Source organism: Polaribacter vadi, from assembly GCF_018861005.1.
GTDB lineage: Bacteria > Bacteroidota > Bacteroidia > Flavobacteriales > Flavobacteriaceae > Polaribacter > Polaribacter vadi_A.
In genome coordinates, this window is record NZ_JAHKQL010000006.1 from 65,717 (window position 1) to 72,243 (window position 6,527).

General features: G+C 27.1%; 6 protein-coding genes. 2 read left to right on the forward strand and 4 right to left on the reverse strand.

What is annotated here, in order from left to right:
• Positions 1–3: 3 nt before the first annotated feature.
• Positions 4–501 (forward strand): metallophosphoesterase family protein, encoded by a 498-nt coding sequence (locus KO506_RS05120; protein ID WP_215993821.1) that lies wholly within the window; start codon positions 4–6, stop codon positions 499–501.
• On the opposite strand, the gene KO506_RS05125 is transcribed toward KO506_RS05120, so the two are convergent.
• From KO506_RS05125 to KO506_RS05140, 4 genes are all read right to left on the reverse strand, one after another.
• The gene (locus tag KO506_RS05125; protein WP_215993822.1) at positions 488–2,311 is read right to left on the reverse strand and encodes a tetratricopeptide repeat-containing sensor histidine kinase; all 1,824 of its coding nucleotides are present in this window, start codon (positions 2,309–2,311) and stop codon (positions 488–490) included. The two genes, KO506_RS05120 and KO506_RS05125, sit on opposite strands and share 14 nt — an antisense overlap.
• 112 nt (positions 2,312–2,423) lie before the next feature.
• On the reverse strand, positions 2,424–3,104 hold the full coding sequence (locus KO506_RS05130; RefSeq protein ID WP_215993823.1) for a hypothetical protein: 681 nt from the start codon (positions 3,102–3,104) through the stop codon (positions 2,424–2,426).
• A 169-nt stretch (positions 3,105–3,273) separates the two neighbouring features.
• Positions 3,274–3,939, reverse strand: a complete 666-nt coding sequence (locus KO506_RS05135) for a response regulator (RefSeq protein ID WP_215993824.1) — start codon at positions 3,937–3,939, stop codon at positions 3,274–3,276.
• 267 nt (positions 3,940–4,206) lie between these two features.
• Positions 4,207–4,638 carry a DUF4293 domain-containing protein gene (locus KO506_RS05140; RefSeq protein WP_215993825.1) on the reverse strand — a complete coding sequence of 144 codons (432 nt, stop codon included), beginning with the start codon at positions 4,636–4,638 and terminating at the stop codon, positions 4,207–4,209.
• Between the two features lie 202 nt (positions 4,639–4,840).
• Here KO506_RS05140 and rho point away from each other — a divergent pair, with 202 nt between their 5' ends.
• Complete coding sequence (rho, locus tag KO506_RS05145; RefSeq protein ID WP_215993826.1) at positions 4,841–6,502, forward strand: transcription termination factor Rho; 1,662 nt, start codon at positions 4,841–4,843, stop codon at positions 6,500–6,502.
• Positions 6,503–6,527: the final 25 nt, after the last annotated feature.

Consider the following 6,527-nt stretch of genomic DNA (forward strand, 5'->3'; position numbering starts at 1 on the left):
AATGTGAAAAAAATCTTATTATTATCAGACACGCATAGTTATATTGATGATCAAATTTTAAAGTTTGTAAAACAAGCTGATGAAGTTTGGCACGCAGGCGATATTGGCAATTTAGATGTTACAGATACCATAAAAAAACTAAAACCTCTACGTGCTGTTTATGGTAATATTGACGATAAAAATGCTAGAGCTGAATTTCTTTTAGACAACAAATTTAACGTTGAAAATGTTTCTGTTTGGATGACACATATAGGTGGATATCCTAATAAATATAATTTAAGAATTCGTGATGAAATCAGTAAAAACCCTCCAAAAATATTTATTGCAGGGCATTCTCATATTTTAAAAGTACAATATGATAAAAAATTAAACCTATTGCATTTAAATCCTGGTGCAGCTGGTAATCACGGTTTTCATAAAGTTAGAACTATGCTTCGTTTTGAACTGCAAAAAGGAGAAATAAAAAATTTAGAAATTATTGAATTAGCTAAACGAGGTTAGGTTCTTCTTTTTCTAAAACTGGTAACTCTACAGATATTTGAGTTCCGTTGTTTTTTGAAGAATCAATCTTAAACTTACCTTTCATCATTTGAATTCGAGCATCAATCTGATTTAAACCTAATCCATCTTTTGATGTTATTTTTATTTTATCAAACCCAATACCATCATCAGAAATTGTAATAAATAATGTTTCAGCTTTTTGTTCTAATTCAATAAGAGCGTTATCTGCTTTACTGTGTTTTAGAATATTATTTACAAATTCTTGTATAATATTATAAACTTTAATTTCGAAATTTTGATGATATCTATCAACATTATTAATTTCGGTTTCGATATTTAATTCTGAATTCGAATATTTTTCTGCAATGTCTTTAATTGCAAATGTAAGACCAAACTTTAATAAAACTGATGAGACTAAAGTATGAGAAAGATCTCTTATTTTTTGAGAAGCTTCTAAAATTATTTCTTGAGTTTTGTCAATTTCTACAGGCACATTAGTAAACTGTTTTCTAGTAGCTTGTAAATGAAGGTTTGCAGATGACAGTAATGCACTTACACTATCGTGTAAAGTTTCTGCTATTTGCTTTCTTTCTGATTCTTTACCATCTATAGTAGCATTTAAAACCCTTACTTGAGATTCAGATTTAAGCTTCTCTATATTTTGATCTTGAATTAACTTTGTTTGTGATAAACTTAATGCTAAGTTTTTTTGTTTAAGACTATTTAATGCAAGCCAATAAGCTAGAGAAATAATTACTATGACAGCTATTATTGCTGCATTCCAAAAAAATTTTTGAGATTTTAACCTTTTATTTTCTTCTTCTTGCCTAACTCTACTTTCTGCTACATCTACATCATATTTGGCGCTAATTTCTTCTATAATTCCCCTAAATTCTTTATCCCTTTCATTTTCTTCAATTTCATAAAATTTTTCTTGGAAATCATACGCCTCAAATTCTTCTAGATTTCGCATTGCCCAAGCCAAATTATAATACAAATTAGCTTTTCTTCTAATTGCTGTTGAATTGTTATTATATTTTATTAATTCTATTGCTTCTATATATATTTTTTTTGCTTTTTGATATTTTTTTTGAGATAAAGATATATTTCCCAATTTATTTAAGGATGTAGCAATTTTTAGTTTATCCTTATTTTTTTTATGAATTTCTATTGCTTTTAATGCATAATATTCTGCTTTTGTAAATAATGAATCTTCTTCATAAATATTTGAAATATTATTAAAAGCAGTACCTTTTAAAACTTCAACTTCTCGATTAACACTAGGTAATTTCTCTATTTTCTTATAAATAGCCATTGCACTATCTATATAACTTTTCTTTTTGTAAGCTAATCTAATACTATCTTTTTTTGAATGGTTTTTATTAAAATTAATAGAAACATGCATTGCATGGTATGAAGTACCAAGTTGTAATAATGAATTAAAATAATCAAAATCTGAAAATTTAATATAGTTTTTATCAACTTTAGATAAACGTATTTTCAGTAACGATTGATTAAAATATTCTATAGCTTTTTGAAATCTATTGGTTTTTCTATAAATTTCTGCAATCAAGTAATTACATTTAAAAATCCAATAGTTGCTTTTGAGTTTTTTACTTTCCTCTAAAAGTTTTAATGCTTCTTCTAAAGCTTTAAAATATTCTTGATTTTTATTTAAATCAGATATTTTATCAAATTTTGACTTAATTAATAAAGAATCTTTTTTAATAGAAAAAACTGAAGAGGTCTCAAGTTTTAAGACTTCTCCAATTTTTAATTTTTTTCTCTCTTTAGCATTAATTAGATGCATAGAAAAGAAAAAAAGTATTAATATAAGATATTTTTTTTTCAAATAATTATAATTAAAAACAAGCGTACATCTTGTTAGACAAAGAGAATTATCGTTTTCCTAATTTTTTAACTTAATCATTCGTATCTACAAGAATTCTTGGTTTTCTTATTTGAGATTCTGAAGAAGATTTAGCATTTTCATTTGAAATATGATTTACAAAATCTATTTTTAAAGGAGAACCCTCTTCTTTCTCTAAAGTTCTAGTAAAATCTAAATCTCCACTTTTACCATCTTCTAAATGCACCTCATAAGTAGCAATCTCTTCATTATAGACAAAAGATACTTCTACATTATTTTTTACACTAAAGGCTAAATCATAACTACCATCTTCGTTTGCCAATACACTATAACTTGATAATTTTATATTATCATCTGATTTACTTAAAAAAGTAATATTATCATCTATAATAGAAATAAATTTTCTACCATTTGTATTTGCATCAACAAAACCTACTTTTAAATTATTATTATCGATTAACAATTCTTCTGAAACACTTTTTTGAGTAAATAAATCTGATGATGTTAAATGAAATTCGCTTTTATTTTCTGATAGATCTGTAAATTTGTCAATTTTAGTATTGTCTGAAACATCAAAATTAACAGAATATGCACCTGTAGCATCTCTTTTAACTTCAAAAGTTTTTAATAAGCTAACGTTTTGGTTTTCTACTTGCGTAGTTTCTTCATTTGAACAAGATGTGAATACGAATGCTACTGTTGCAATTAATACTAATAAACTAATTTTTTTCATGGTTAAGGTTTTTAATAATACTTTATTATTGGATTCATAAAAAGTAAGTTTTACAATGCACACAATAAATAGAAATATTGGGGAAATCTTTTTCAAATCTTTTAGGGATTAACCATGAAAATAGCTAAAGAGGTGAAATACGATTAAATTAAACCAATTGGGGGAAGGCTTATACTATTTTATTTTTTACTGCATACATTGCTAGACCTACTGCATTTTTTACTTTTAATTTTCTTAATAAACTTTTTCTATATGTATCTACTGTGCTAATACCCAAATTAAGAGTATCTGCAATTTCTGATGTATTGAATTGTTTTGTAATTAATTTTAATACATCTAATTCTCTGTCTGTTAAGGTATCTATTAGAAAATTTTCTGGTAGAGCACCTTCTTCAACTTGTTGACCTGCTAAAGTTTTTAATAATTGCCTTTGAATGTTAGGACTAAAATATTGCTCTCCATTTGCTACAGTTTTAATAGCTTCTATGATGTGTTCTCCTGCATTGTTTTTTGTAATGTAACCTTTACAACCTAGGCTTAACATTTCTTGAACAATTTTAATATCATCATAGCTAGATAAAATAATAACTTTTTGTCTGATTCTGTTTTTTTTGAAATACTTTAAAACTCCTATACCATCTAAAATAGGCATTGTAATATCGAGTATTAAAACATCTGCTTGGTTTTGATCATTTTCGAACCAGGTTGTTACTTCTTTACCTGTAAGAGAATATCCTCTTATTTCTATATCTTTATCAGTATTTAATACAGCTATAATACCATCAATCACAATTTTATGGTCATCAGCTACATGAACGTATATCTTATTTTTCATTGTTACTTTACAAATTTAAACTAGTTTTTAGCATTACACAATCCCCATTTATGGTGAAATTTTCTTCTCCCTATAAATGGGGAGTCCTTTCCCTATAAATAGGGAGGAAAATATTTTAATAAACTAATTATCAGTAATTTATTAAAACATGTTTTACAACATTTTATTAAGAATTGATAAATATAAACTAAATATTATTTCTTTAAAATGCAAAAAACCGAGAAAATTTCTCGGTTTTTTTCGCACTAAATATACTATTTGTTAGTTTTATCGCAATCTGTCTACAGATTTCACGAGATCTTCATCCTTTTTAATAGCTTTATTTGCCAAAACAACAAGCAAAATAGCCAAAATTGGTAAAAACATCCCAATACCTTTCTCAGAAACATTTGTTTCTCCAGATAAATTTAGAGACAAATAAATCAATAAACCTAATAAAAAAAGATTTATCAAAATTATAATTCTGCCAACTACAAATTGTAGTTTTCTATTCTTAAATAAAAAAATAGTTACTATTGATAAAATAGCAGACAAAATGAACATAAAAGGAATTACATTTAAAGTAATTGCTTCTTTCGAAAACAAATCTACAACAAATATTTTTTCTTTAATTGTATTCCATAAATTAAATACAAAAATTAAGCCTCCAGAAACAACAGATGCTAATAATAAATAAATAGATTGTATTCTTTGTATCATATCATAATATTACTCAACAAAAGTAGAATTTCTTTTTTAAAAAAAGAAAAGTTGTAAGTTAAAAAAAAAGTTTATATTTGTTATTATAATAACCGCACACAAAATATTGTATAGTACTATATACAATAATTAAAAAAATCAAGTAAACAATTTTTAAATATCTTAAAAGTTTAAGATTTATCATAACTTAATAAATACATAAATGTTCGAAATTTCTGAACTAAAAGCAAAAACTATTGCTGATTTGCAAGTAATTGCAAAATCCATTGGGCTTACAAAAACGAGTCAATTAAAAAAATTAGATCTAGTTTATCAAATTTTAGATACGCAAGCCTCTAATCCAGATTCAGCAAAAACCACTACACCTGCTGCAGAAAAGCCTAAAACAGAAAAACCTAAAAGGAAAAGAGTTGTAAAAAAAGCGCCTGCAGTTGCAGCCCAAAAACCTGTTGTTGAAGAAAAAGCTGAAGTTAAAGCTCCTGCTGTTCAAGAAAAGAAAACACCAGTTAAACGAACTGTTAAAAAAGAGGTTTCTAAAGAGAATAAAACTGAAGTTGTAAAAAAGCCAGAAGTTAAAGAAACAAAAGAACAAAAACCTGCGCATAACAACCCACCAAGAGCTGCTAAAAACCAGCCAAGAAACAACAATCAACAGAATAATAAAAACAAGAATAATAACCAAAACAACGCTAAAAATAATTCTAACAGACATAAATCTGGCAATAGATACAGAGACCCAGATTTTGAATTTGATGGAATTATAGAGAGTGAAGGTGTTTTAGAAATGATGCCTGATGGTTATGGTTTTTTACGTTCTTCAGATTATAACTATTTATCATCACCTGATGATATTTATGTATCTCAATCTCAAATTAAATTATTTGGTTTAAAAACTGGAGACACAGTAAGAGGTAATGTTCGCCCACCAAAAGAAGGTGAAAAATATTTCCCATTAATTAGAGTATCAAAAATTAACGGATTAAACCCTAACATTGTTAGAGACCGTGTTTCTTTTGAACATTTAACACCTTTATTTCCTCAAGAAAAATTCAATTTAGCAGAAAAAGGTAGTTCTTTATCTACAAGAATTATAGATTTATTTTCGCCTATTGGAAAAGGACAAAGAGGTATGATTGTTGCCCAACCAAAAACGGGTAAAACAATGCTTTTAAAAGACGTTGCTAATGCAATTGCTAAAAATCATCCAGAAGTTTATCAAATTGTATTATTGATTGATGAACGCCCAGAAGAGGTTACAGATATGCAAAGAAGTGTTCGTGGAGAAGTTGTAGCTTCTACTTTTGATGAACCTGCAGACAAACACGTAAGAGTTGCAAACATTGTTTTAGAAAAAGCAAAACGTTTAGTAGAATGTGGGCATGATGTAGTTATTCTTTTAGATTCTATTACACGTTTAGCTAGAGCTTACAATACTGTTGCTCCTGCATCTGGAAAAATACTTTCTGGTGGTATAGATGCTAATGCTCTACACAAACCAAAACGTTTTTTTGGTGCTGCAAGAAATATTGAAGGTGGTGGTTCTTTAACAATTATTGCTACTGCACTTACTGAAACTGGCTCTAAAATGGACGAAGTAATTTTCGAAGAATTTAAAGGTACAGGTAATATGGAACTTCAGTTAGATAGAAATATTTCTAATAGAAGAATTTACCCTGCTATTGATTTAATTAAATCTTCTACAAGAAGAGACGATTTATTGCTAGATGCCAAAACTGTACAAAGAATGTGGGTTTTACGTAAATATCTTGCTGATATGAACCCTATAGAAGCAATGGAATTTATTAATGATAGAATTAAATTCTCTAAGAATAATGATGAATTTCTAATTTCTATGAATGGATAGGAATTAAATTATTAGACATAAAAAA